Here is a 23,697-nt window from a genome sequence, read left to right on the forward strand (position 1 = left end):
GGATTAAAGCGGCCCTTCGGTGCACTCCACCGCGTGCCGCTGTCTCTCATTCAATCCGGTTACAATATCTGTCATTCATATCCTCCCCTTGGCTGTAAGCAGAAGAAAGCAGTGTTAGCTGCTTTCCTCAGTAAGTTTATTTCTTTTCCTGCTCCTCCAGGCGTGAAAGTACCGTCTGATAGCCACCGGCCCCATAGTTAAGATAGCGCTTAACGCGGCTGATGGTGGCGGTACTGGCCCCGGTTTCACTTTCTATCTGCTGGTAGGTCTTTCCCTCCTGCAGCATCCGGGCAACCTGAAGGCGCTGGCTCATGGCCTTAATTTCACTGATGGTACAAACATCTTCAAAAAACTGATAACACTCTTCTTCTGACTCTAAAAGCAAGATGGCCCGGCACAGCTGGTCCATCTCGTTATCTTTAATTTTTGGGTTAACCACAAATCCACCTCCGGCAGGTTGCTTCCTCATATTATTCGAGAAAGGGAGGATAAATCCTTCCTGTTTGGTATTCATTTCCCATTTTAGTCCGACTTAAACGTAACACCTAAATTTGCCAGCCATTCAATTGCTTTAGGCAATTCTGCTTCCCTGATTAACAAATGATCCGAAGCATGACTGGAGATAACACCCACGCTGATTTCTGCTTCAGCCAGAATTTCCGTCACCCGGGCCAGATAGCCCACCACGTTCCAGGGCAGGGTAATGTCCAGGGTGAGCAGGCAAAATCCGCTCTCCGCCTTTGCAGCGGGAAACAAACTGCCGGCTTCCTGCCACAGCGCTTCTGTAACAATCATGGTCACCTCATGGGGAAGAAAAACCAGTGATATCATTCCGTCCCTGTGGGCCAATTCAACAACCTGCCGGCGGGTTTCAGGATCCAGTCCCACCACCACCACAGGTTCCGGGTAAAGTTTCAGCTGGGTTTTGGCAAGTAACGTTTCAATCATTGCCTGTCCTCCGGAAATATCTCATGAACATAGACATCCTCAGGTGGGGTATACTCCAGGAGGCTTTCATCCACTTCCTTATTGATGCGGATATCGCGAAATATCAGCTTGCCGGTGTATAAATCTGTCCTGTTCTCGGAAATAAACGGAAGCCAGGTCTCTGCATCAACCCACCAGGTGACTTCCTCTTTAAAACCATCTTTTTCTAATACACCTTCCACACCATGGGCCCGGCGCCCCTCAACCGTTTCTGTTCCCCTATAACTGAGCTCATATGGTTCTCCAAAGTTTGTGAAGTCAAACATATCAAATCCGGACGGCTCACGTATAACCGTTACATAACTTAAATCATAATCACTAATAATCCATGAATCGGTGCCGTCAAAAATAGTTATTTGTTTGTGCTGCTCTTCATCCACAGATTCCGTCCGGGAACGTCCACCGGCATACCAAATATAAGTTATCGTTTCCATGGTCTTGCCGTCCATTTCACTTGATATTTCCATGACACCGGTAAACGTATCAATAGAATTATTGCGTACATTCTCCAGAACATAATCCAGGGTCCCCTCCTCCGGAGGCTGACTGCAACCGGCAGCCAGGAAGATAAGTGCCAATATAACAGTGAGAACCGGTAACTTAATTTTCATATCACGACCTCCCGTCTTCTAAAATAGTATCACATTTCAAATAGAAAAACATGGCAGAAGCAAAAAAAAGATGCACCATCATAAGATGGTGCATCCTGCATAACTTTTATTTGCCTGCCTTTACATACTCGGCATCCATATCATACCCACGCAGCCGAATTGAGTTCCAGACCACATTAACAGAACTCATGCTCATGGCGGCCATACCAATCATGGGATGGAGCATGCCGGCGGCGGCCATGGGGATGGCCAGCGCGTTATAGACCCAGGCCCAGAAGTAATTTTGCTTAATCTTGCGGAATGTGCCGCGGGATAGCTTGATGGCGGTGATTAAGCCGGCCAGGTCGCCGCGGATTAAGGTCAAGTCCGCCGCTTCGATGGCAATGTCGGTACCGGTGCCGATGGCGATGCCCACATTAGCCTGCTTTAGCGCCGGAGCATCATTAATGCCGTCGCCCACCATGGCCACCGTGCCGTGCTGTTCTTGCAAGCGTTTTACTTCCGCCACTTTACCGTCGGGCAGAACTTCGGCAATGACATGGTCAATGCCCAGCTGTTTGCCGATGGCGGTGGCGGTCCGCTTATTATCACCTGTAATCATGGCCACTTCCAGGCCCAAAGTTTTTAGCTCCGCCACCGCAGCATGGGCCTCGTCTTTAATGGTATCGGCGATGGCGATAATTCCGGCAGGTTTGTCACCCACCGCCACGATTACCACCGTCTTACCCTGCTCTTCCAACTCTTCCATCCGTGCTGCCAGTTCACCAGCGTTGATTTGATGGTCCTCCATCAGACGACGACTGCCCACCAAAACGCGGTGTCCTTCAACGGTGCCGCTCACACCTTTACCGGTGTGGGAAGTAAAGTCCTGGACTTCCTCCCGGACTTCCACGCCTTTTTCCTTAATGGCCTCCACCACCGCATGGGCCAATGGATGCTCAGATGCGGACTCCACACTGGCGGCATAGCTTAATAATTGTTCTTCTGTCAGATCGCCTGTGACGCCCACATCAGTAACTGCCGGCTTTCCTTTGGTGAGGGTACCGGTCTTGTCAAAGGCAATTACTTTAACATCTTTCATAGTTTGAATGGCTTCACCGCGGCGAATAAGGACACCTTTTTCAGCACCAATGCCGCTTCCCACCATCAGCGCAGTGGGAGTGGCCAGCCCCAGCGCACAGGGACAGGAAATTACCAGCACCGCCGCCGAGGCCAGGTAAGCCAAAGCAAAACGGTTTAGCTGGGGATTCACCCAAGGCAGAAATGCTTGCATTGTTTCCAGCATGGGGCGAAGTTGGTCGCCAAACAGGCCCCAGACTATAAATGTGGTGATGGACAGCAGGATAATTAGGGGTACAAAGTAGCCCGTTACCCGGTCGGCAAATTCCTGGATGGGCACTTTTGAGCCCTGAGCCTCTTCCACCATCTTAATAACCTGGGAAAGGAAAGTGTCCTTACCCACCTTGGTGGCTTCCACATGCAAAAGGCCTTGTTTATTAATGGTGGCACCAATTACTTCACTGCCTTCTTTTTTCTCAACGGGCAGCGATTCACCGGTGGCCATGGATTCATCAATGGCACTGTGTCCTTTGACCACCACGCCGTCGGTGGGAATTTTCTCACCGGGGCGAATAATCATCACATCTCCGGGCTGCAGCGCATCCACCGGAATTTCCACTTCATCACCGTTTCTCATCACACGGGCAGTTTTTGCTCCCATTTGTAACAGCTTTTTAATGGCCTGGGACGCTTGCCCCTTTGCCCTGGCCTCCAGGTAACGGCCAATGAGATGGAAGAACATAATGTTGGCACCCATCTCAATAAAAGTTGTCATAGGGAAAAAGAAAGCGGTCAAACCAATTAAAAACGGTGGTACCGAACCCAGGGAAACCAACACGTCCATATTGGGACTAAGGTGTCGAACGGCATTGATACTGGCTTTATGCGTTTTAGCACCGGCGATGAAGATGGATGGAATTGCCAAAACAGCCACAATGGCGGTGTAGACATTTGTGTCAATTGCCATGGCAAACATGTTGTATACCATGATGACATTAATTATCATTGAGGGAACCCCGGCCATAATCATGCGCCGGCGTGCTTCCTTCACTTCTTTTTCCTCGTCTTCTTCCACTGCACCGGCCGGGCTTTCATCGGCCCGCTCCATGGTATAACCGGCGGCATCCACCAGTTCCCGCAATTCATCCAGATTCGTTTCCAACGGGCTGTATTTTAGCGTCAGTTTACCGGCGGCAAAGTTTACATTTGCTTCTGCCACCCCGTCCACATCGGCCAGAATTTTTTCCACCGATTGAGCACAGGTAGTACAGGTCATACCGGAGACATGATAAATCTCGGTAACCAACCCGTCCTGCTTAGTGTCGGATTCCAGCACTTCGGCCCCATATCCCGCTTCTTTTACCGCGTTTACCAAATCCTCTGTGGTCAAAGTCTGTGCATCAAAGGTCACATAAGCCTTTTCAGCAGGAAAGTTCACCGAAACTTCACTGACTCCGTCAAGGTCTTGCAAAGCTTTCTCCGCAGAGCGGGCACAAGAGGTACAGGTCATATCTGAAATCTTTAACGTGGCCTTAGCCTCACGCCCGGCAGGTTTTTCCCCTTCTGTTTCCAGCACTTTGGCTTCGTAACCGGCGACTTCCACGGCTCTGATTAGCGCATCCACCCCGGTTGTGCCTTCATTATATGTTACATAAGCCTTCTCCGCCGGGAAGTTTACCGAAGCCTCCGTAACTCCGTCGGTGCTTTGCAGAGCTTTTTCCACAGACCGTGCACAGGCGGTGCACGTCATACCTGCGATTTTTAACGTAGCTTTACTCATGACTTCACCTACTTAACTATATATTTATCCCCCCCCTAGGGGGTAGGCATATTCCTATTATAGCATGCTGTTCTCTGCTGTCAAGTCATATTTATTTCAAAGTAAAGCGGGCAACCTGAGGGGGCGGCAATAAAACGCGGTTCAGAGAAACATCCCGGCTTAGGGCCCCCAGTTCAAAATGCAGCATGGCAATGCCGCAATCCAGGCGCCGGGCTACGAATCGGTCTTGCTTCCCGTCGGTGGACAGGACAACCTGCTTTTCCTGTACCTCAAAGCGCCACGGCTGACGGTTAATGGCGGAAGGAGCCGGCCGGGCCGCTTCCAGCCCCGCCCTGACCCAGCGGGGCCAATGGCTTTCCGGCATTCCCGATACCAAACTTCCCAAAGGTTTACGTTTACGCTCTGTTTTAAAACCGCGCATTACTTTTTCTTCGAAGGTATCATTCTCCAGGCCATAACCAACCGGGGTCAGGGCATATACCTGCTCACCGGCCGCCAGGTTGACAGCTTTTGCGGCAGCTTCCTGCTTAAACATCCCACCCACCCAACAGGTGTCTAGCCCCAGTGCGGTGGCCTCCAGAATTAACCCTTCACCCAGATAGCCGATCATTTCCTGAACATCGGGCTCATTTACTTTCCCCACAAACGCCAGGTAGGCGGGATTTCCTTTTATTTTTCCGTAGCTGCCAATGGCTCCTTTAAACACACCGCTGCCGCTGTCTTCCACCAGTACTGCCCGCACACTGTCTGCAGGCCTGAATTCTTCACACATCTTTTGCAGCAGCGCCAGTTTTTCCGGCTCCACCGGCCTGCCGTTATAATTACGGGTGGAATAACGACTTTCAATGGCTTGGTGCCATCTCTTAACAGGTAGCATCATTTCCTCCTTGGTTAGCCCTTTAAATTTATCATTTCTAAAGATTTAATTTTTTACTAATAAATATCAGTTGATAACATCCTCCAGCCGGGAATACTAACAAAAAACAAGCCAAATAGCTGGAGGTTTTTAAGATGAAAAAACAAAATGAAGAAAAGAAACAGGCGCCTGCCCAAGACTTTACACGCAAAGAAAATTTGAACCGTATCCGCGGCACAGTGGAATTTATCGATCCGGAACAAGGCCCTACAAATAAAGGGAAAGTAACGGGTAACAGGGGGAACAAAAAATGAAAAACAGCGGAAAACAGGCTCCGAAAACAAATGATAAGGTAAATAAAGAAAACCTGGAACAGGAACTCTATGAAGCCTTTCACAACACAAAGGAATTCGGTGGTTACGACATTAACGTCCGGGCCCAGGACGGCGGCAAAGTCAATTTGCAGGGAATTGTGGATGTGAAAAAAGACATGGACCGAGCTGTGGAGTTTGCCAATGACTTCCCCGGCGTTACAGGTGTGGAAAATAACCTTACCGTCTCCACCGACGGCGCCATTGATGATGACAGTGTCTATACGGAAGTGAACCAGGAACTGGGCGCAGACCCGGCAATTAACGATGAAAAAATCCACTTTACCGTGGAGAAAGGCGTGGTTTCACTCTTTGGGGAAACAGACTCCCAGGCCGCCAGAAACGCCGCCGCCAGCGCTGCATCCAAAGCCCGCGGCGTGCGCACCGTCAATAACCAAATCCGCATCACCCACCCCGGTGACCGCATCGACAACATCCCCCTCTGGTAAACCCGGGGGTCAGGTTTAATTTTATTAATCTAACAAAAGGAGCCCAGGCTGGGCTCCTTTTTTACTACTTGGCAAAGTATGCTTCGCTTTTTTCAAAAAAGCGCTGACCCACCTGGCAAGCCGGACAGACCCGTGGGGCCCCCTCACTTACCTGGGTATAACCGCAGTTAATGCACTTCCAGGGGACTTCGTCATCCTTCTGGAAAACTTTCCCTTCCTTAAGATCATTTAAAAGGGATCGGAAGCGGTTCTCATGGGCTTCTTCCGCTTTGGCCACAGCTACAAAAAAGTCGGCAATTTCGTCCATCCCTTCTTCCCGCGCTTCCGCTTCAAATTGTTTATACATATCCGTCCACTCATAATTCTCTCCGCCGGCGGCCGCCTCCAGATTTTCCTCGGTTTTGCCGATTAGCTCCAGATATTTTGCCGCCCGACGGGCGTGAGCTTTTTCGTGATTGGCAGTCTCTTCAAACACCTGGGCGATTTGCTCATAGCCTTCTTTTCGCGCCACATCGGCAAAGTAAGTATACTTGTTTCTGGCCTGCGATTCACCGGCAAAAGCGGACTGCAGGTTTTTTTCTGTTTTTGTTCCTTTTAAACTCATGGTAACGCCCCTTTCATTTCCTGTATGTACGCTATATTTGGCAGGTAAGGCTGAATATCCTTCCCTTTCTGCAGTGTTTAAGCCTTTTGTAATCTTTCTCACAATTTCACCCTACACAGAAAGAGGCCTTATATCCTGAACCATCACCGCATCACCGTCAGCGGTGGTTTTTCCGGTAATAACAAACGCTGCCGCGTCCAACCGGTAAAGCAGACGCCGGTAGTCAGCCGGATAAAAAACGGCTTCGGCAAAACCGCTTTCATCAGAGATAAACAGGGTTAACATCACTCCGCCCTGCTTTAGGCGCCGCCTGGTCCGGCCCATGACAGTACCAGCCACCGTCACTTTAGTACCGACGGGTAAGTTGCACAGATTACAAAGCGGTTCCCGCGATACGCTTTGCAATTGCTTTTTATAGCAGGCAAGCGGATGGTCAGACAGAGCCATTCCCAATGTTTCCAGCTCCGCAGCTACCACCTCCGGCCAGGAAAAGTCAGGCAGAGCAGGTACTGCACTTTCTTCCGGCATTAAATCCAGGAGGCTTAACTGGCCGGGCTGCCGGTCTGTCCACTTTAGCACATGGTCCAAAGAGGCCAGTGCCTGACGCCGGTTCCGGCCCAAACCGGCAAAAGCTCCGGCTTTAATCAGGTTCACCAGTGCACTGCGCCGCAGTGCACTGCGGCCCACCCGGCAGCAGAAATCATGTAGGGACATAAACGGTCCCTTCTTTTGCGCCTCTAAAAGCGCCTCTGCCGCCCTGGCTCCCAAATCCCGCACCACAGGCAGCGCAGACCGTATTGCTTCTTTTTCCGGCACAAAGGATAACCCGCTGTGGTTCACATGAGGCGGCAGCACCGGTACACCGCGGATAGCCGCTTCCCGTACATAAACCGCCGTTGCATAGTAGCCGCTGCCGCTGGAAAGCAGTGCTGCATAAAATTCCACCGGGTAATGTTTTTTCAGGTATGCAGTCCAGTACGACACCAGAGCGTACGCAGCAGAGTGTGCTTTGTTGAAGCTGTAGCCGGCAAAACGACACAGATGAGTAAACACATCTTCCGCCTCTGCCCTGCTTAAACCCCGCTTAACAGCCCCGGCCACAAATTTAGGCTGATGAAACTCCTGCAGCGACGGCAATCGCCGGGACATCTCCCGGCGCAGGCCATCCGCCTCCCCCGGGGTATACCCGCCCAACTCACAGGCCACCTGCATCACCTGTTCCTGGTAGAGCACAACCCCGTAGGTTTCCGCCAAAATGCCCGTCAGCAGCGGATGGACCCCGGACATATCCTCCCGGCCGTGCCGGCGGGCAATAAAGGATTCCACCAAACCGCTCTCCCACGGTCCGGGCCTGTAGAGGGACAAAAGATGAATCAAATCCTCCAGCCTCTGTGGTGCCAGACGACGGAGCACCCGGCGCATCCCCACGCTCTCCAGCTGGAAACACCCCAGACTCTCGCCCCGCCGCAGCATGGCATATGTATCCTCATCATCCAGGGGAATCTCCTCCGCTACCAGCGTAGTGCCGTGACGCTTGCGCACCCAGGACAATGCATCATGGGCAATGGTCAGGTTACGGGATCCCAGCACATCGATTTTTAAAAATCCCATCTCCTCCACGTCATCTTTGTCCCACTGCGTCAGCACTTCACCTGCCGGGCCGCGGCAAAGGGGCAACGCCTCCTGCAGATTACCATCCCCGATAATTACCCCGCTGGCATGGGTGGAAAGATGGCGGCACAGCCCCTCCAGTCTGCGCGCTCCCGCCAGCACCGTACCGGAGTCCTCATCCCGCAGCTTGGCCGACATAAATTCCGGGTACTGACCCACCGCCGCTTCAATACCGCCGCGGCCCGCATAATACGGCAGGGCTTCCGCCACCGTGGAAATCTTTTCCCCGGTCATATCCAGAACCTTCCCCACCTCCCGCACCGCAGCCCGGGCCCCCAGGGTGCTGAAGGCACTGACCTGCGCCACATAACCTTGGCCATACCGGTCCCGCAGGTACCCCAACAGCTCCTCCCGCCTTCTTTGGCAGACGTCCAGGTCAATATCGGGGAAGCCGCTCCGATCCTCGCTTAAAAACCTCTCGAAATACAGGCCGTGTGCCAGGGGATCCACCTGAATAATACCCAGCAGGTATGCCACCAGGCTGCCCCCGGCGGAACCGCGCCCCGGGCCTACTGAAATATTTTGCTTGCGGGCGTAAGAAACCAGATCATGGACAATGAGAAAGTAGGCCGACAATCCTTTGGGAATAATCACCGCCAGTTCCCGCTCCAAACGCCGGTACGCCTCCGCATTCTCTAATCCCCGCCTTTGCATCCCTTCCAAACACAGGCGCCGCAAAACTGCTTCCGCCGGCTCTTTACAGTCCTGCTGCAAAAAAGCCGGCAGCTGCATCCCCTCCTGCTCAAGGATAAAAGTACAGCGCTTAGCTAAATCCAGAGTGTTTTCACAGGCTCCGCTAAAAGCAGCAAAGCGCCGGTGCATCTCTGCCGGTGCCGGCAGATAATACGCAGCGCCGGGTAAAAAACTCCGGCCGGCGCCGGCCAGCGGCCGCCCTGTGCGGATACAGTTTACCATGCGGTATACCTCATCATCTCCCGGCAGCACATAATGCACATTATGAGTGGCAACAAGCGGCACGTTTTTCCCCTCCGCCACCTTCGCCACCAGCTCATTTTGCCGTTTGGTTCCCGGCAGGCCCCCGTCCTCCAGACCCAGATATACTTCGCAACCGAAAACGGGCTGCAGTTGTTCCAGCGCCTGTATGTAACTCTGTCTGGACCGTACTGTTTCCCCACCACCTGCAGGCAGCACTGCGGTAAGCCCGGCGGCATCTTCTGCTATCCAGCCCATATCCAGCGTATCACTGCGGGGCCTTGCAAGCTGCACGCGGTTTACCAGCCGCACAAGGTTTTGCCACCCGGTCCTGTCCCGGACCAAAAGCACCAGCGGCAGTCCGCAAGGGAGACTAAACTCGGCCCCCAAAATCGGTTTGATGCCGTACTGCCTGGCCAGGTTGGTAAAACGAACCGCGCCATGAAGCACCCCGTAATCAACAAGAGCAATCGCCGGCATCCCCAACTCCCGCGCCCGGGCCACCAAATCCTCCAACCGGCAGGCGCCGCGCAAAAAACTGTATTCACTTTTAACACGCAAATGAACAAAAGTCATTTATCCCGCCCCCTATAAACCAAACACATGTTCGCACTCATATTATAACGGGTGGGGAAATATTTTGCAACAAAGTTGTGGAGATTTACAAAAATGCTTGCCCATGAAAGAGCAACAGGATATAATAAAGCTAGCTACTACATTACGTAGGAGGTTGAGTAATGGAAAGATATTTACCATACCTGATTTTGTTGTTGTGCCCGCTGATGCACCTGGTAATGATGAAAACAATGGGACATAATCACGGAAATAAAAATCAGCAAACAGCGGAAGTACCTACCGAAGATAAAAAAAGCTGCCATTAGTAAAAAGCCCGGATTCCCGGGTTTTTCTCTTTAACTGGGTGTCAGACAAATGTCCGCCAGCTATAGCACTGATTCTGTAAAATTCCGAAGCTTCCGTCCGGCCTAAGTCCTCAGCTCTATACGGTTAATTCGACATTCTCTTTTTCAGCAATAATCCTGTTATTGTAAAAATACTTTACAGCAAATACCAGCAACAGTAATGAAACAACTGACACCACCACACTCAGCATCATGGGGAATTCTTCCAGAAAAGATGAAACTATTACCGAAGCAGAGTTCCAGGCCATATGAATAACAATGGGAACCCATATAGAACCGGTCCATAAATAAATGTAGCCCAGCAGTATTCCTGCCGGCAGTGCATAACTAATCTGAAACAGATTGCCATGGAAAAGGGCAAACAATACCGCTTGTAGCACCAAAGCCATCTGCAGGGGAAAATCTTCTCTCAAGCGGGTAAAAATAATCCCCCGGAACAGTATCTCTTCAAATATCGGTACTATAATCCCTATTCCCAACAACAAAACTACCAGACTTTGCTCCGCCATAATCTGAGCCATCAATTCCACGTAGTCAGGGAAAAACCTCTCAATATCCAGAAAATTTACGATACCAAATAAAACACCATAAATGGCCAGCCCGGTAACAACAGCCATCCTCAGGTTTTCACCTGAAGCTTTCCTCATCCCCCAGTACTCAGCTATATTCACTTTTCTAACTAGAAAATACAGCCGGTACAAACCTAAAGCGATGATAGAGCCCAGTGTAATCATGTAAATCATGTTTTGACTAATAAAGGAATCAAACTCTTCAAAGCTGGGATACCCACCCTCTGCTGCCTCCAGAAAAGCAAAAGAAAAACCAATAACTGCAGAACTTATCATTGTAGCCACAAAATACAAAATCATAAAAAAAGCAATAAATCCAACAACCTTCAAATAACGCATACCAGTCCTCCTCTACTAAATCTATAACTAACATTGTATAACAAATCAACTGTTATTTACATAGTTTAACAAAATATCCAGCCTTACTTCAGCAAAGTTATATGCACCTTAATTGACTGGACTAACAGGTTAGTTTATAATAAATTCAGGGGTGATTATAATGCCTATCCAGGTAAATATCCATGAAGCAAAGACAAACTTGTCAAAGCTTTTATTACAAGTACAGGAAGGACAGGAAATCGTCATAGCCAAAAATGGACAGCCGGTGGCTAAGTTAATTCCTGCTACACAATGCTCAGGTAAACGTGTTCCCGGCTCTGCCAAAGGCAAAGTAAAAGTAGAGCCAGATTTTAATAATCCTTTACCGGAACAGGTAATGGAGAGTTTTGAGAAATGAAGGCCCTTCTGGATACACATGCTTTTCTGTGGTGGATAACGGATGACAATGAATTATCTCCGCACGCTCGTAACATTATCAGTGACCGCAACACAGAACTTTTTCTTAGTGTAGCAAGCGGTTGGGAAATAGCCATAAAAGCGGGACTGGAAAAGATACAGATCCCTCATCACAATATCCTTTCTTTTATAACTGAGCAATTGGCCTTTAATGCTATTACACCACTCCCTGTTCAGATGAACCATGCCTGCCATACGGCTAATTTGCCCCTACATCACCGCGACCCATTTGACAGACTGCTAATAGCTCAGGCACAACTTGAGAATCTGCCGATTATTACTGCAGATAGCCTGTTTAAAGAATACGATGTCACATTAATTTGGTAAAACATGCGCCTAAACGAGCTGCATGTTTTTTTTCTTGAACACATCCAGTAAAAGGCCGAAGCTTCCGCTCCGACCTAAGTTCTCACCTCTATACGGTTTCATCTACAATTATTCTCATAAAAACACCAGTAATTGCCATATTATCTTTTCGGCACATATTATGCCATATCGGGTCAGACCTTGGCATTTGTGAGTTCATAGAACTCTTTTACCGGGATGGAAATGTTCACAGAGAAGCACCCTCTGCCCAACCACTCTACCCGTTTAAGGGGAAAGTCCATACTTTGTTTATCCTGATTATATAGACGCAGGTTAAGAGAATTTCTCAGTTCGCTTTGGTCAAAGAAAACATTATTAATAATCAGAAGATGTACGCTGTCACTGGCAGCGTATTTTAGGTTCATGATCTTCACACTTTTTCCCGGACCTGCAATACTTTCGTTAATATTAACTGTTTTCTCTGCCGGGAAGATACTCATGACTTTACTCTCAGCCAGCAAGCAATTACTTAAAATGAGCATGCTCCTAAAAAAGCTGTCCGCTGCAATTGGAAAGGAACGCTTTGCAATAAGTTCCACGCCTAAAAACATTCTTTTCCCTCCCTGACAAGGCTATTGCATACTATGCAAATATTTGGCAAAGCGCTACTTTCGCATAAATAAACCTCCCCAGAATAGTATTTGATAGAAGAAAAAGGAGGTTATAAGGTGAAGGGAAAGCCTCTTGTAAGAAAGTTTTTTGCTGACAGCAATACAGCTTGCGGCTTTCATTCGGTTTATAACCATATCCCCGGGCACCACAATAAAAAGCTGTTTATTTTACGGGGAACGTGCAAAAGCGATATATCGGCGCTGCTTGCGGAAGTAGGGGAATTCATGTTTAAAGAAGGATATGATTTGGAGTATTTTTTCTGCTCCCTGCAGCCCGGCTCAATAGATGCTTTAACTATTCCAGCGCTGAAAGTTACCGTTGTTGACGGTTCTGCCCCGCATCTGTTGGATACCTCCCAATTTAACTTTCTAACCGAAGAAATCGGCGTGGCCAAAATGAGAAAGAAAAAAATACTCTCCCTGAAATATAACAAATCCAGGAATGATGATGAAGCTAAAGAAGCTTATACTGCCGGTTACTATTACCTGGCTGAAGCCCAATTGGCTCTGAAGCATCTTACCCTGTACAAAAAAGCAATTGTTGATACAGTTAAAATAAATCAGGTGGTTCTGGAGTTGTTGGGCAGAATCATGGATGATGAGCCATGCAGAAAAGAAGGACTGCAAAGGAATCTGCTGGCCAGCGCCATTACTCCCAGGGGAATTCTCAATTACTATGAAAGCATAATCTCAGCCTGCTCTGAACTATATCTTCTTACCGGCAGCCTGGGCTTAGGGAAAAGTGGTATTTTGGATACTGTATACCAGGTGCTCAGGCACAAAGGCCTGGGGCTGGAAATATACCGCTGCGCCTTAAATCCGGATAAAATAGATGCCCTGCTGGTTCCTGAAAAAGGGCTGGCAATAGTAAAAAAAGGACAACATCTTCCCTTTAATACAAATTCTTCGGGAATTTTATATAAAGAGTACCTGAACCTGGACAGCAGCGCCACTGCAGCCGATGAATGGAAAGCGGAGATAATTAATGATTACGAAAACAGGTTTGAACTATTGTTGTCCCAGGGAATTAAGTGCTTCAGGAAGGGTTATGAAGCCCAAATAAAAAAAGAAGCCCACCATCATCTGATGGCAGACTCTTTACGCTTTCAAAATGTTAAGGATGAAATTATCAGTAAAGTGTTTTCTTAACCACGGGTTCCCCAGAGGATTAGTACTGTTCCTATCAGGATGAGCCCCAGATTGGCAGGCTCAATTCTTCTGGACAAGCCGGCCACGCCCAAAAACGTTACAGTAATAAAAACCGCCGGGCCCATAAAACCGCCAAAAACAGCATTTACTTTCATGGCATCTGCAGCTTCGTTAAGCCTCCAGATTATTATGGCGGCACCTAAATTCAAAACAGCATATAAGATTCTGGCAAAACCCATGGCAAAAACATAACGATCCACGATATCTTTCCCTTCTTTATTTTTACATCAACAGTATTGCTACGATGGTAGCGGCCAGCAAACCGGACATCACCGGAATAAAGTTCTTACGCGCCAGCTCCAGAGGAGACACACCTGCTACACCGGCGGTAGCTACAAGGCCGAAAGCCCATGCGGTAATGGTCCCTCCACCGGAGAAGACTGCTCCGACCTGCCCCAGTGCGGCAAGCACCGGAACGCTTAGCCCAAGGGGTGTACCCAAAGCATTGGCCAGAGAACCCACCAGAGGCAGACCGGAAAAACCGGAACCATCCAGGCCGGTAACAACACCTGTAATCATAACACCAAAAGCCACCGGTATCCTGGAAAGAGGCAGGCTGGCGGCAAAGGTATTGCCCAGGTCAAAGAGAAAACCGGGAGCACCTTCCCCTAAAATCGCAGCTGCATTTGCCGGGGCCCCCAGGAAAAAGAAGCCGGCAATGGGAATTACTGCAGCAAAAATTTTGACAGAAAACATCAGCCCGTCCCTCAGATAGTCTGCTAAACGTTCCAGGGCTTTATCCCCATGGGACAGAAATGAGCTGATTACAATAAACAACGCTGCCGTGCCGCCCAGAAGTGCTGTGGAAGCTCCACCGCGGATGTCGGTTAGCACCATTACAACCACCAAAGCAATATAAACAACTGGGACGGCCACTGCCATAAACTTGGCTCCCAGGGTATAGCTATCCCTGGGTTTTGCCTCCATCAATTCATCGGTTTCATCGCTGGGGCTGCCGGCCATGATTTCTTTGCGAATCATAAAAAAGGCCACTGTTATTGCCACAAGACCAGCTGTAAGAGAAAGAATAGCTGTATTAGTTAAAATTTCATTAATCCCCACATCCGCACTGCCGGCGGTAATGTTAGGCGCGCCCTGTAAAAACATATCTCCGGCCAGGGCCATGCCGTGACCCAGAATGTTCACAGACATGGCTGCCGCCATGGCTGGCAGTCCGGCTTTAACCGCCACGGGAATCAGGATAACACCGACCAAAGCGGTGGCTGGCGTGGGCCAGAAGAAAAGAGCCGCCACATACATAATTGCACCAAGAACAAAGAATGCCACCACAGGTTTTGCTAAAAGCTTCTTAATAGGAGCAACCATTAAATAATCTGCTCCCAGGGTTTCCATTGATTTGAGCATTCCCACCATCAGGGCGATGACCAACATAATGTCGAAAAGGCCTGTGCCCGCAGTCATAAAGGAATTAAAAACAATCTGGATACCTGGTATCAGTTCACCGGTATAAAGCAGACCCACAACAAAAACACCAACAGTTGCAATCAGAACTACCCCACGGCGCAGGACCATGGCAATCACAATGGCCAGCACACCTATAAGGTAAGCCCAGTGCGTCAAGGTAATCTCCGCAAGCTCCATCAAATCTCTCCCCTACTAATTTTTTACTACCTTTTCTGTCTATCTTACAATCATTAACTGGCTTTGGGCTTAACAGCAGCTTTGATTTCTTTTTTGACATCCAAATCAGCCAGCCCTGATTCTGCCACACGGTTTTTAATTTCCGCAATATTAGTGGTATACATTCCTCTTTCCTTCATTCGGTCAAAGAGGACCGAACCGGAGAAGGTGTATTTTTTGCCCCTTCCCTCCTCGGTTTCCATTTCACTGCGCACAAAGGAAATGGCATCGCCGATAACTGTAGTATCGGGAAGAATAACAGGATCCAGGCCAAGACATACTCTGGCGGCATTAAAGCCGGCCAGGCTTCCTGTAACTATGGCTTCGGTATGGCCCACTAACAATCCAGCCTTCTCACCGGCGCAGAACAGATTATCCACGCCTTCCACTTGCAGGGCGTCATTTCTGGGTGCCATTCCCAGATAACGCATGGAATTGCCCTTTCCACCGGAATAAGGATCCTCAAAGCGGGCGTTTTCCATCCCCGGCAGGCTTCTTAGATTTTCTATCGGGTAAAAGGGAGCCATCAGTTTGGCATGCCCGGTATCCAAAAGGATAACATTTTCCGCATACTCTTTCAGAGCATACTGCTGGCACGCTTTCTTGCCCAGCTTTTTAGTGTCGATTTGCTCTTTGGGGATGGGCACCACCACCACCCCATTTTTGTCCAGCTCCTCCACAATATGAGGCGCAAGAGATTCTTTAAAGAGTTTACAGGAACCGCTCATGGCACCCACCGTACCATCGTCTTTGACACCGATAATTTCCGTAACTCCGGTTTTGGCTGTAATACTGATGCGACCGCCATAGGTTGGGCAGCGAAGTACGCACATGGCGCAACCATTACCGAACTTTTTACAATTTGCCATACCGCCGGCGGTACCGGTGGTATCGATAAACACATCTCCCCTAAAAAAGGTATCGTCATCAATAATAACCTTTTTAATGCTGTTTTCCTTCATATCCACATCCACGATGCGGCTTTCAAAGTGTATTTCCACGCCCAAATCTAAAAGATACTTTTTAATAATGGGCTCTATGGTTCCCACATCATACAGAGACGAATGTTTGTGTCCGGGAAATTCAATATTTGTGTGACGACAATTGTCATCAACCAATTTAAAAATATCACCAAAGCCCATGGCAATAGCTTCTTCGGTAGCAGTAAAGCGGCCGTTGTTGCGCATAATGCCCCCAACCAGGCCTGTCCCCAACAGCATATCCGTTCTTTCCAGCAGTACCACTTGGCAACCGCTTTTTCTCGCTGCAACCGCCGCAGCACAACCGGACCAACCTCCACCTACTATTACAACCTTATCCAATCCCATTTCCTCCTTTAAATACCGGCACAGATAATATAAAACCAGTTATAGGTTGCTGCATATTTAAAAAAAAATTCTCCTCTTTATATAAGAGGAGAACATAATAATTATAACAATATTGTCGAAAAAAATCAAATCAGCTCACCATTGGGGTCAGACCCCGATTTTAATTTTCTGGAAAAGACCCGACCGGGCCTTAGCTGCCGGGGCCTCAGCCACCGGGCGCGCAGGCTTGCTGCCGGGACAGGGTTTTCCAGAGCATTTTCCCGCCATTGAAAACGTATTCCACTTTGTTTATTTTATGCAGGTGTGACAGACAGGCGGTGATGGCGCCGTGGTTTAAAACGTATTGGACGGGATCCAGCTTGCGGTCACTGGCGGTGATAACCGCAGACAGGATTTCTTCACGGGTCTGGGCGCCCGCGTCCAGGATTTTTAAAATCTGCTCCAGTGTTTTCTCTATTGCAGAGACATTTTGCAAAATAGTTTCAGTGGGTTTTCCCGCAGGATCGCCGTGGCTGGGGATATATTTTGCGTAATCGCTTTGCCAGAGAGCCTGCAGAGTGCTTAAGGCGGCAGATACGTCTGCGGTGTAGGGCATGCCGTATTTTTCGATGATGGATTCTCCAAAATACGCATCTGCGGTAAAACAGATGTTATCCTGAGTAACAACACCGATTTGTCCCGGGCTGTGACCGGGCAAAGAGATTATCTCCACATCAAAGCCGGCCACAGTAGATGTTCCCGGTTCCAGAACTCCGTCCACCGGAGAGGCCGGTGCCATGAGAAACCGGGTTTTCAGCGCTTTCACCGGTGCTGCCGAGAACAGATAAAAAGGCTCCAGGTATGGGTTTTCGATAATTGCTTTTTCCAGAGGAGATGCATAAACTTTTGCTCCTGTTTCCTGACGGATGATGGCATTGCCGCCAAAATGGTCGGCGTGGGAGTGGGTGTTAATTATTGCTTTAGGGGTCAGTCCGTCATGGTTTAAACAGGTAAGTATCTGCTTTCCTGCCTGCCTGTCCAGTCCGGTATCGATGAGCAGACAGTTATCTCCGTTTATGAGGACACCGATGTTGACCGCACCCGCAATCATGTATGTATGCTCTGCAATTTTTTTTAGTTCAAGAGCCATTGTAACATCTCCTTAATCATGGTATCCTTGCATCGCTTTGGCAACTATTGTAAACTAACACTAAGAAATATTCAAGGAGGTGGAGCCATGTCCGAGGTAATTATTTACACAAAAACCGGCTGCCCCTACTGTCAGGCAGCAATTGAGCGCTACCAGAAAGACGGCATACCCTTCCGCGAAGTAAATGTGGGCGAAGACCCTAAGGCTTTGCAATTTATTAAGGAATCATACGGCGCCCAAAAGGTGCCGGTGATTGTCAGCGACGGCAGCCTGGTATGCATAGGTTTCCAGGGTGGCGGCTGAGCAGTTTAATCCGGCATGGTCATGCCGCAAGAAAGGACTGCGAAGCGTTATAAATTCCTGGCAGTGTAAGAAAAAAGACACGGGGTTCCGTGTCTTTTTGGTTTTATGCTGAGTATTCTTTTAACAAATCATCCAGTTTGCCGTTTAAAAGGCTGTTTTCCAAAAGAAACTGCATCAACAGCATTGATCCGCCGCCGGTGATTTTTAAACAGCGGCGAAAGTGATCCTGGCTTTGGTAGTCTCCTTTATTAAGAACCCGACAGCAGGTACTGCCGAACTTCTCCTTGAAGCGGTCATGCAGCTCTCCTGACAACTGGTAAACACGGTTCAGATCATCGGATGGGCTGTCCCGGCCAACCAGCATTCCCAATACCATTTCAGAGCCTGTCAGTACTCCGCAGGTGCAGCCTGCACGACCCAGTCCGCCACCGAAGGTACTGGCCAGACGCGCCACTTCCGGAGAAAAATCATGTGGCAGAAAGTCCAGATAGGCGCGGAGTATGGATTCTGCACAGTTAAAGCCTTGCTTAAAGTATTCACCCGCTTTGTTTCGGGCTGCCATGGTTAGATCCTGGTTCATGGTGAATGCCCCCCTTTGCGCTATTGTACGAATATTCCAACAATATGTCAATACTTTGACCATACAAAAAATACGGCGGAGCGGTAAAACCGCTCCGCCGGTATCACCTTAAGAAGCTTTATCAGCCATTGCTTCCTGGATCCACTTGACGATTTCACTGGTGTTGGCACCGGGTGTCCACAGCGCCTGAGCATAACCTTTTTCCAGAAGCTCTTTTAGATCATCTTCGGGAATAATTCCGCCACCCATAACCATGATATCTTCCGCATTGTTTTCCTTCAGCAGTTCACAAATGCGCGGGAAAATGGTCATGTGTGCTCCGGACAGTACACTCAGTCCGATTAAATCTACGTCTTCCTGAATGGCGGCCTCTACCACCTGTTCCGGTGTTTGGTGCAGACCGGTATAAACAACTTCCATGCCGGCATCGCGCAGGGCACGGGCTACAACTTTTGCGCCGCGGTCGTGGCCGTCCAAGCCGGGCTTGGCAACCAGGACACGAATTTTTCTGTTAGTGTTCATTTATACTGTACCTCCCCTTCCCTAGAAAATGGGTTTTTCTTTATATTCGCCAAAGACTTCACGCAATACCTGGACAATCTCGCCTTCGGTAGCATAGGCCCGGACAGCATCCAGGATTACGGGAATCAAATTGTCGCTGGTTCCTGCAGCCTTACGCAGCGCTTCCAGGCGGTTGTTGCAGACAATGTTGTCACGTGTTTCACGGACGCGCTGTACCCGCTTACGCTGATTCTCTTCAATTTGTGGATCAATTTTAAGAATCTCGATGTCCTGGGATTCTTCAATGGTGTAACCGTTTACCCCTACGATAATCCGCTCATCTTTTTCGATCTCCTGCTGATAACGATAAGCAGCGTCGGCAATCTCCTGCTGGAAGAATCCTTCATCGATGGCCTCCAGCACCCCGCCGTAATTATCGATCCGCTCAAAGTATTTTTCCGCTTCCTCTTCCATCTGGTTGGTCAAAGCTTCCACAAAGTAGGAGCCAGCCAGGGGATCAATGGTATTTGTTACACCGGTTTCCTCAGCAATAATCTGCTGGGTACGCAGTGCAATGCGGACGGATTTTTCCGTGGGCAGTGACAGTACTTCGTCCATGGAGTTGGTGTGCAGGGACTGGGTACCACCAAGAACTGCACCCAACGCTTCATAAGCAGTACGGATAATATTGTTTTCAGGCTGCTGGGCGGTAAGTGAGCATCCTGCAGTCTGGGTATGGAACCTCAGAAGCAATGATTTCTCATCTTTGGCACCATACTTTTCCTTCATGCGGCGGGCCCAGATGCGTCTTGCAGCACGATATTTAGCGATTTCTTCAAAGAAGTCCATGTGGGCATTAAAGAAGAAGGAAAGGCGTGGAGCAAAGGCATCAACGTCCAGCCCGGCTTTCATACCTGCTTCCACATAAGCAAAGCCATCAGCCAGCGTAAAAGCCAGCTCCTGAACTGCGGTGGAACCCGCTTCCCGGATGTGATAGCCGGAAATACTTACGGTGTTCCACTTAGGCACATGCTGCGCTGCGAAATCAAAAATGTCTGTAATCAGGCGCATGGATGGCTCCGGCGGGAAAATCCAGGATTTCTGAGCGATATATTCTTTAAGGATATCGTTTTGAATGGTGCCGCCCAGCTTATGAGACGGTACGCCCTGTTTTTCTGCGGTGGCAATGTACAGGCACCACAGGATGGATGCCGGTGCATTGATGGTCATGGAGGTTGTGATCTTATCCAGCGGAATGTCGGAGAACAAAGTTTCCATGTCGTCCAAAGAGTCGATGGCCACACCTACCCGACCAACTTCCCCGAAGGAACGGGCATGGTCGGAATCGTAACCCATGATGGTGGGCATGTCAAAAGCAACGGACAGACCGGTCTGCCCCTGACTTAACAGATACTTATACCGTTCGTTGGACTCGGTGGCTGTAGCAAAGCCGGCAAACTGGCGCATGGTCCAGTTACGGCCGCGGTACATATTGGGCTGAACCCCACGGGTATAAGGATAGGCTCCGGGATAATTCAGGTCTTTCATATAATCGAGGTCTTCAACATCCTCCGGGGTATAAAGCGGTTTGATCGGGACAGAGGAAACGGTCATAAATTTCTTTTGACGTTCCTTGCCGGCCGTGCGCTCTTCCCACGCCTTTTTGCCTAAACGAATCTTTTCCTTGTCATTTGCGTTCATTTCTGTCTCCCCCCTGTCAAATTAAAAAACTTTGCACTGGTCGAGATTAACGCCTTGCAGCACCTGAGCAGCTGCTGAATAAGGGTCATTCTCCCGTGACATAATCTGGTTCACTAATTCTTCAAACTCGTCACTGCCGGAGACCTGATCCCAGACAGTGTTTTTGATTTGGTACTCAATTAAATCCAGCACATCACGACGGATCCGCTCTTTGCGGACTTTTTCAATATTACCGCTTTCCATCAGGAAGGTGCGGTGTTTTTCAATGGCCTCATACATATCGTCAATGCCGCTGGAGTCAAGGGTAACCGTCCGCACCACCGGCGGGCGCCACTGCTTATTATTTTCACTTAAATCCAGCATCATGCCGATTTCGGAAACGGTGCGGTCCGCACCGGCCAAATCAGATTTGTTGACGATGAAGATGTCGGCAATTTCCATAATTCCTGCTTTGATGGTCTGCACGCTGTCGCCGCCTGCGGGAGTCATGACCACCAGAGTGCTGTCAGCATACTTGATGATATCTACTTCAGACTGGCCCACTCCAACGGTTTCAATAACGATAACGTCTTTTCCCGCTGCATCCAGCACCTGTACCGCTTCTTTGGTGGCGCGGGACAGGCCGCCCAGGCTGCCGCGGGTACCCATGCTGCGGATAAAAATATCTTTATCCAGCGCATGTTCCTGCATCCGGATCCGGTCACCTAAGATGGCGCCGCCTGTGAAGGGACTGGTGGGGTCCACAGCGATAACGCCAACGGTAAGCCCTTGCTTGCGCAAAGTCTCCAGGTAGCGGTCCACCAGTGAACTTTTACCGGCACCCGGTGCTCCTGTAATCCCCACCACATAGGCTTTGCCTGTGTGGGGGTAGATTTCACTGAGTATTTTGTTTTTGTTTGGGTCTTGGTTTTCAATCAGGGAAATGGCGCGAGCCACCATGCGGCGGTCTCCGTTTAAAATCCCTTCGATGACTTTTTCATGCATTGCAGGTTCCCTCCGTTTTAAAAACCTTGGCAGGGTTTAGTATTCAATGCCCTTCTGTGCCATAATCCCGGCTCGATAATGATGCTTTATTTCCCTGACCTCACTTACCAGATCTGCCATTTCCACAAACTCTGCCGGCGCATTGCGCCCGGTAAGAACCACGTCGGTCTGTGGCGGACGCTGTTTTAGCATCTTTACCACCTCATCACGCGGTATAAGCCCATAGTCTGCAGCAAAATTTACTTCATCGAAAATTACCAGATTATATTCACCGGAAAGCAAGGCTTCACGCCCTTGGGCAAATACGTTTTTGGCATCATCGAAGTCTTCCTGCTCAAAGCCGCCATGACCGGTAATCCGGCTGCGCTCCGACTGGACTACGGTGACGTTGGGCAGAAACTTGTTAATGGCCTGGATTTCGCCATAGGTGGGGTCGCTTTTGCGAAACTGCACCATAAAAATCTTTGCCCCGTGGCCACTGGCCCGGAGGGCAAGGCCAAGAGCCGCTGTGGTCTTGCCCTTGCCGTCTCCGGTATAAATCATAACGAGGCCTTTTTTCTCCGCCATAAATGATTAACCCTTAATATAACGGGAAATAACCAGACGCTGTACTTCGTTGGTGCCCTCGTAAATCTGGGTAATTTTGGCGTCTCTCATCATCCGCTCCACCGGGTACTCACGGCTGTAGCCATAGCCACCGAAGATCTGTACCGCATTGGTGGTGATTTCCATGGCTGCATCGGAGGCATATAGCTTTGCCATGGCGCTGGCTTTACCGTAAGGCAGGCCTTCGCCTTCAAGATAAGCAGCCTGGTAAGTTAAGAGACGGGAAGCTTCAATCTTGGTTGCCATATCGGCCAGCATAAAGGAAATAGCCTGGAAGTTGAAGATGGGCTGGCCAAACTGCTCACGGCCCTTGGAGTATTCCAGAGCTGCTTCAAAAGCGCCCTGAGCCAGGCCCAGTGCCTGAGCGGCAATTCCGTTACGGCCGCCGTCCAGGGTGCTCATAGCAATTTTAAAGCCTTCGCCCTCTTTGCCCAGCAGGTTCTCTTTGGGAACTTTGCAGTCTTCAAAGATCAGCTCGGTGGTGCTGGAAGCGCGGATACCCAACTTCTTCTCATGGCTGCCAACCTTGAAACCTTCGAAACCTTTTTCCACGATAAAAGCGCTGATGCCCTTGGGGCCTTTGCTCTTGTCTGTGGCGGCAAATACTACGAAGGTGTCGCCGTCACCGTTGGTGATAAAGATCTTGGTGCCATTTAAAATATAGTGGTCTCCGTCCAGCTTAGCGGTGGTACGCAGGCCGGCAGCATCGGTACCGGCGGAGGGCTCTGTGAGACCGTAGCCGCCCAATGCTTTACCCTGAGCCAGGGGAACCAGGTACTTTTGCTTCTGTTCTTCAGTACCGTACTTCCAAATGGGCCAGGAGCAGAGGGAAATGTGAGCAGACAGGGTAACGCCGGTGGAACCGCATACCCGGGAAAGTTCTTCCACTGCAATCACATAAGGAATGAAGCCGGCTTCAGCTCCGCCGTACTTTTCTTCCCAGGGCAGGCCTGTCAGGCCGATTTCACCCATCTTATCAAATATTGGACGGGAAAACTCTTCCTTCTCATCCCGCTCCGCAGCGGTGGGAGCCACTTCTTTTTCTGCAAATTCGCGTACCATTTTGCGGATCATTTCTTGTTCTGGTGACAGTTGAAAATTCATTTATATTTCCTCCCTTTATTTACCCTGAT

At 49.5% G+C, this 23,697-nt stretch carries 26 protein-coding genes; 7 read left to right on the top strand and 19 right to left on the bottom strand.

Features of this window, described 5'->3' with window-relative positions; translation table 11 throughout:
- Nucleotides 1-136: 136 nt before the first annotated feature.
- The 5 genes from DEALDRAFT_RS15070 to DEALDRAFT_RS15090 all read right to left on the bottom strand — a co-directional run bounded on the left by DEALDRAFT_RS15070 (nucleotide 137) and on the right by DEALDRAFT_RS15090 (nucleotide 5,317).
- The gene (locus DEALDRAFT_RS15070; RefSeq protein ID WP_008519076.1) at nucleotides 137-439 is read right to left on the bottom strand and encodes a YerC/YecD family TrpR-related protein; all 303 of its coding nucleotides are present in this window, start codon (nucleotides 437-439) and stop codon (nucleotides 137-139) included.
- Nucleotides 440-522: 83 nt separating this feature from the next.
- Nucleotides 523-948 carry an ACT domain-containing protein gene (locus DEALDRAFT_RS16305; protein ID WP_008519078.1) on the bottom strand — a complete coding sequence of 142 codons (426 nt, stop codon included), beginning with the start codon at nucleotides 946-948 and terminating at the stop codon, nucleotides 523-525.
- Nucleotides 945-1,598 (bottom strand): LolA family protein, encoded by a 654-nt coding sequence (locus DEALDRAFT_RS15080; protein ID WP_008519079.1) that lies wholly within the window; start codon nucleotides 1,596-1,598, stop codon nucleotides 945-947. Before DEALDRAFT_RS15080 ends, DEALDRAFT_RS16305 begins: the two co-directional genes overlap by 4 nt.
- Nucleotides 1,599-1,704: 106 nt before the next feature.
- Nucleotides 1,705-4,437, bottom strand: coding sequence for a heavy metal translocating P-type ATPase (locus tag DEALDRAFT_RS15085; protein ID WP_008519082.1), 2,733 nt, complete (start codon nucleotides 4,435-4,437; stop codon nucleotides 1,705-1,707).
- A gap of 91 nt (nucleotides 4,438-4,528) precedes the next feature.
- The gene (locus DEALDRAFT_RS15090) at nucleotides 4,529-5,317 is read right to left on the bottom strand and encodes a nitroreductase family protein (protein ID WP_040379304.1); all 789 of its coding nucleotides are present in this window, start codon (nucleotides 5,315-5,317) and stop codon (nucleotides 4,529-4,531) included.
- Nucleotides 5,318-5,448: 131 nt separating this feature from the next.
- Between DEALDRAFT_RS15090 and DEALDRAFT_RS17075 the strand changes: the two genes are divergently transcribed.
- On the top strand, nucleotides 5,449-5,607 hold the full coding sequence (locus DEALDRAFT_RS17075) for a hypothetical protein (protein WP_008519086.1): 159 nt from the start codon (nucleotides 5,449-5,451) through the stop codon (nucleotides 5,605-5,607).
- Nucleotides 5,604-6,113: a BON domain-containing protein gene (locus DEALDRAFT_RS16310; RefSeq protein ID WP_008519087.1), complete on the top strand. Its 510-nt coding sequence runs from the start codon at nucleotides 5,604-5,606 to the stop codon at nucleotides 6,111-6,113. Before DEALDRAFT_RS17075 ends, DEALDRAFT_RS16310 begins: the two co-directional genes overlap by 4 nt.
- A gap of 64 nt (nucleotides 6,114-6,177) precedes the next feature.
- On the opposite strand, the gene rbr is transcribed toward DEALDRAFT_RS16310, so the two are convergent.
- Both rbr and DEALDRAFT_RS15100 read right to left on the bottom strand, forming a co-directional pair.
- Entirely contained in the window at nucleotides 6,178-6,717 is a 540-nt protein-coding gene (gene rbr / locus DEALDRAFT_RS15095; RefSeq protein ID WP_040379305.1) for a rubrerythrin, read from the bottom strand.
- A gap of 111 nt (nucleotides 6,718-6,828) precedes the next feature.
- Nucleotides 6,829-9,897: a DNA polymerase III subunit alpha gene (locus tag DEALDRAFT_RS15100; protein WP_008519091.1), complete on the bottom strand. Its 3,069-nt coding sequence runs from the start codon at nucleotides 9,895-9,897 to the stop codon at nucleotides 6,829-6,831.
- A gap of 161 nt (nucleotides 9,898-10,058) precedes the next feature.
- Here DEALDRAFT_RS15100 and DEALDRAFT_RS16625 point away from each other — a divergent pair, with 161 nt between their 5' ends.
- Complete coding sequence (locus DEALDRAFT_RS16625; protein ID WP_008519093.1) at nucleotides 10,059-10,202, top strand: DUF2933 domain-containing protein; 144 nt, start codon at nucleotides 10,059-10,061, stop codon at nucleotides 10,200-10,202.
- Nucleotides 10,203-10,318: 116 nt separating this feature from the next.
- On the opposite strand, the gene DEALDRAFT_RS15105 is transcribed toward DEALDRAFT_RS16625, so the two are convergent.
- Nucleotides 10,319-11,149, bottom strand: coding sequence for a CPBP family intramembrane glutamic endopeptidase (locus tag DEALDRAFT_RS15105; protein ID WP_008519094.1), 831 nt, complete (start codon nucleotides 11,147-11,149; stop codon nucleotides 10,319-10,321).
- Nucleotides 11,150-11,309: 160 nt separating this feature from the next.
- On the opposite strand from DEALDRAFT_RS15105, the gene DEALDRAFT_RS15110 reads away from it, so the two are divergent.
- Together DEALDRAFT_RS15110 and DEALDRAFT_RS15115 are read left to right on the top strand one after the other, a co-directional pair.
- Nucleotides 11,310-11,546: a type II toxin-antitoxin system Phd/YefM family antitoxin gene (locus DEALDRAFT_RS15110; RefSeq protein WP_008519096.1), complete on the top strand. Its 237-nt coding sequence runs from the start codon at nucleotides 11,310-11,312 to the stop codon at nucleotides 11,544-11,546.
- Nucleotides 11,543-11,932 (top strand): type II toxin-antitoxin system VapC family toxin, encoded by a 390-nt coding sequence (locus DEALDRAFT_RS15115; RefSeq protein WP_008519098.1) that lies wholly within the window; start codon nucleotides 11,543-11,545, stop codon nucleotides 11,930-11,932. The genes DEALDRAFT_RS15110 and DEALDRAFT_RS15115 overlap by 4 nt, the downstream gene beginning before the upstream one ends.
- Nucleotides 11,933-12,105: 173 nt before the next feature.
- On the opposite strand, the gene DEALDRAFT_RS15120 is transcribed toward DEALDRAFT_RS15115, so the two are convergent.
- The gene (locus DEALDRAFT_RS15120; RefSeq protein WP_008519100.1) at nucleotides 12,106-12,522 is read right to left on the bottom strand and encodes a hypothetical protein; all 417 of its coding nucleotides are present in this window, start codon (nucleotides 12,520-12,522) and stop codon (nucleotides 12,106-12,108) included.
- A gap of 117 nt (nucleotides 12,523-12,639) precedes the next feature.
- Here DEALDRAFT_RS15120 and DEALDRAFT_RS15125 point away from each other — a divergent pair, with 117 nt between their 5' ends.
- Nucleotides 12,640-13,731, top strand: coding sequence for a hypothetical protein (locus DEALDRAFT_RS15125; RefSeq protein ID WP_008519102.1), 1,092 nt, complete (start codon nucleotides 12,640-12,642; stop codon nucleotides 13,729-13,731).
- Here the strand turns inward: DEALDRAFT_RS15125 and DEALDRAFT_RS15130 are convergent.
- The 4 genes from DEALDRAFT_RS15130 to DEALDRAFT_RS15145 form a co-directional block, all read right to left on the bottom strand.
- Nucleotides 13,728-13,991: a DUF2619 domain-containing protein gene (locus DEALDRAFT_RS15130; protein WP_008519104.1), complete on the bottom strand. Its 264-nt coding sequence runs from the start codon at nucleotides 13,989-13,991 to the stop codon at nucleotides 13,728-13,730. The two genes, DEALDRAFT_RS15125 and DEALDRAFT_RS15130, sit on opposite strands and share 4 nt — an antisense overlap.
- Nucleotides 13,992-14,013: 22 nt before the next feature.
- Complete coding sequence (locus DEALDRAFT_RS15135; RefSeq protein ID WP_008519106.1) at nucleotides 14,014-15,393, bottom strand: hypothetical protein; 1,380 nt, start codon at nucleotides 15,391-15,393, stop codon at nucleotides 14,014-14,016.
- Between the two features lie 53 nt (nucleotides 15,394-15,446).
- Complete coding sequence (locus tag DEALDRAFT_RS15140; protein ID WP_395858058.1) at nucleotides 15,447-16,784, bottom strand: FAD-dependent oxidoreductase; 1,338 nt, start codon at nucleotides 16,782-16,784, stop codon at nucleotides 15,447-15,449.
- Nucleotides 16,785-16,965: 181 nt separating this feature from the next.
- Nucleotides 16,966-17,889, bottom strand: a complete 924-nt coding sequence (locus DEALDRAFT_RS15145; RefSeq protein ID WP_008519109.1) for an MBL fold metallo-hydrolase — start codon at nucleotides 17,887-17,889, stop codon at nucleotides 16,966-16,968.
- Nucleotides 17,890-17,976: 87 nt separating this feature from the next.
- Here DEALDRAFT_RS15145 and DEALDRAFT_RS15150 point away from each other — a divergent pair, with 87 nt between their 5' ends.
- Nucleotides 17,977-18,192, top strand: coding sequence for a glutaredoxin family protein (locus DEALDRAFT_RS15150; protein ID WP_008519111.1), 216 nt, complete (start codon nucleotides 17,977-17,979; stop codon nucleotides 18,190-18,192).
- A 103-nt stretch (nucleotides 18,193-18,295) separates the two neighbouring features.
- On the opposite strand, the gene DEALDRAFT_RS15155 is transcribed toward DEALDRAFT_RS15150, so the two are convergent.
- The 6 genes from DEALDRAFT_RS15155 to DEALDRAFT_RS15180 form a co-directional block, all read right to left on the bottom strand.
- Nucleotides 18,296-18,772 carry a C-GCAxxG-C-C family protein gene (locus DEALDRAFT_RS15155; protein ID WP_008519113.1) on the bottom strand — a complete coding sequence of 159 codons (477 nt, stop codon included), beginning with the start codon at nucleotides 18,770-18,772 and terminating at the stop codon, nucleotides 18,296-18,298.
- 108 nt (nucleotides 18,773-18,880) lie between these two features.
- A complete protein-coding gene (locus DEALDRAFT_RS15160; RefSeq protein WP_008519115.1) occupies nucleotides 18,881-19,294 on the bottom strand; it encodes a cobalamin B12-binding domain-containing protein in 414 nt (137 codons plus the stop codon).
- A gap of 21 nt (nucleotides 19,295-19,315) precedes the next feature.
- Nucleotides 19,316-20,974, bottom strand: a complete 1,659-nt coding sequence (locus tag DEALDRAFT_RS15165) for an acyl-CoA mutase large subunit family protein (RefSeq protein ID WP_008519117.1) — start codon at nucleotides 20,972-20,974, stop codon at nucleotides 19,316-19,318.
- A gap of 21 nt (nucleotides 20,975-20,995) precedes the next feature.
- Complete coding sequence (gene meaB, locus DEALDRAFT_RS15170; RefSeq protein WP_008519118.1) at nucleotides 20,996-21,958, bottom strand: methylmalonyl Co-A mutase-associated GTPase MeaB; 963 nt, start codon at nucleotides 21,956-21,958, stop codon at nucleotides 20,996-20,998.
- 36 nt (nucleotides 21,959-21,994) lie between these two features.
- Nucleotides 21,995-22,525, bottom strand: coding sequence for a cob(I)yrinic acid a,c-diamide adenosyltransferase (gene cobO, locus DEALDRAFT_RS15175; protein WP_008519120.1), 531 nt, complete (start codon nucleotides 22,523-22,525; stop codon nucleotides 21,995-21,997).
- A 6-nt stretch (nucleotides 22,526-22,531) separates the two neighbouring features.
- The gene (locus DEALDRAFT_RS15180; RefSeq protein ID WP_008519122.1) at nucleotides 22,532-23,668 is read right to left on the bottom strand and encodes an acyl-CoA dehydrogenase; all 1,137 of its coding nucleotides are present in this window, start codon (nucleotides 23,666-23,668) and stop codon (nucleotides 22,532-22,534) included.
- Nucleotides 23,669-23,697: the final 29 nt, after the last annotated feature.

The organism is Dethiobacter alkaliphilus AHT 1, assembly GCF_000174415.1.
GTDB classification, from domain to species: domain Bacteria; phylum Bacillota; class Dethiobacteria; order Dethiobacterales; family Dethiobacteraceae; genus Dethiobacter; species Dethiobacter alkaliphilus.

Excerpts from the sequence above, each read along its gene's own strand:
- DEALDRAFT_RS16305 (WP_008519078.1), bottom strand. The coding sequence starts at position 948 with ATGATTGAAACGTTACTTGCCAAAACCCAGCTGAAACTTTACCCGGAA.
- DEALDRAFT_RS15080 (WP_008519079.1), bottom strand. The coding sequence starts at position 1,598 with ATGAAAATTAAGTTACCGGTTCTCACTGTTATATTGGCACTTATCTTC.
- DEALDRAFT_RS15085 (WP_008519082.1), bottom strand. The coding sequence starts at position 4,437 with ATGAGTAAAGCTACGTTAAAAATCGCAGGTATGACGTGCACCGCCTGT.
- DEALDRAFT_RS15090 (WP_040379304.1), bottom strand. The coding sequence starts at position 5,317 with ATGATGCTACCTGTTAAGAGATGGCACCAAGCCATTGAAAGTCGTTAT.
- DEALDRAFT_RS17075 (WP_008519086.1), top strand. The coding sequence starts at position 5,449 with ATGAAAAAACAAAATGAAGAAAAGAAACAGGCGCCTGCCCAAGACTTT.
- DEALDRAFT_RS16310 (WP_008519087.1), top strand. The coding sequence starts at position 5,604 with ATGAAAAACAGCGGAAAACAGGCTCCGAAAACAAATGATAAGGTAAAT.
- rbr (WP_040379305.1), bottom strand. The coding sequence starts at position 6,717 with ATGAGTTTAAAAGGAACAAAAACAGAAAAAAACCTGCAGTCCGCTTTT.
- DEALDRAFT_RS15100 (WP_008519091.1), bottom strand. The coding sequence starts at position 9,897 with ATGACTTTTGTTCATTTGCGTGTTAAAAGTGAATACAGTTTTTTGCGC.
- DEALDRAFT_RS16625 (WP_008519093.1), top strand. The coding sequence starts at position 10,059 with ATGGAAAGATATTTACCATACCTGATTTTGTTGTTGTGCCCGCTGATG.
- DEALDRAFT_RS15105 (WP_008519094.1), bottom strand. The coding sequence starts at position 11,149 with ATGCGTTATTTGAAGGTTGTTGGATTTATTGCTTTTTTTATGATTTTG.
- DEALDRAFT_RS15110 (WP_008519096.1), top strand. The coding sequence starts at position 11,310 with ATGCCTATCCAGGTAAATATCCATGAAGCAAAGACAAACTTGTCAAAG.
- DEALDRAFT_RS15115 (WP_008519098.1), top strand. The coding sequence starts at position 11,543 with ATGAAGGCCCTTCTGGATACACATGCTTTTCTGTGGTGGATAACGGAT.
- DEALDRAFT_RS15120 (WP_008519100.1), bottom strand. The coding sequence starts at position 12,522 with ATGTTTTTAGGCGTGGAACTTATTGCAAAGCGTTCCTTTCCAATTGCA.
- DEALDRAFT_RS15135 (WP_008519106.1), bottom strand. The coding sequence starts at position 15,393 with ATGGAGCTTGCGGAGATTACCTTGACGCACTGGGCTTACCTTATAGGT.
- DEALDRAFT_RS15145 (WP_008519109.1), bottom strand. The coding sequence starts at position 17,889 with ATGGCTCTTGAACTAAAAAAAATTGCAGAGCATACATACATGATTGCG.
- DEALDRAFT_RS15150 (WP_008519111.1), top strand. The coding sequence starts at position 17,977 with ATGTCCGAGGTAATTATTTACACAAAAACCGGCTGCCCCTACTGTCAG.
- DEALDRAFT_RS15155 (WP_008519113.1), bottom strand. The coding sequence starts at position 18,772 with ATGAACCAGGATCTAACCATGGCAGCCCGAAACAAAGCGGGTGAATAC.
- DEALDRAFT_RS15160 (WP_008519115.1), bottom strand. The coding sequence starts at position 19,294 with ATGAACACTAACAGAAAAATTCGTGTCCTGGTTGCCAAGCCCGGCTTG.
- DEALDRAFT_RS15165 (WP_008519117.1), bottom strand. The coding sequence starts at position 20,974 with ATGAACGCAAATGACAAGGAAAAGATTCGTTTAGGCAAAAAGGCGTGG.
- meaB (WP_008519118.1), bottom strand. The coding sequence starts at position 21,958 with ATGCATGAAAAAGTCATCGAAGGGATTTTAAACGGAGACCGCCGCATG.
- cobO (WP_008519120.1), bottom strand. The coding sequence starts at position 22,525 with ATGGCGGAGAAAAAAGGCCTCGTTATGATTTATACCGGAGACGGCAAG.
- DEALDRAFT_RS15180 (WP_008519122.1), bottom strand. The coding sequence starts at position 23,668 with ATGAATTTTCAACTGTCACCAGAACAAGAAATGATCCGCAAAATGGTA.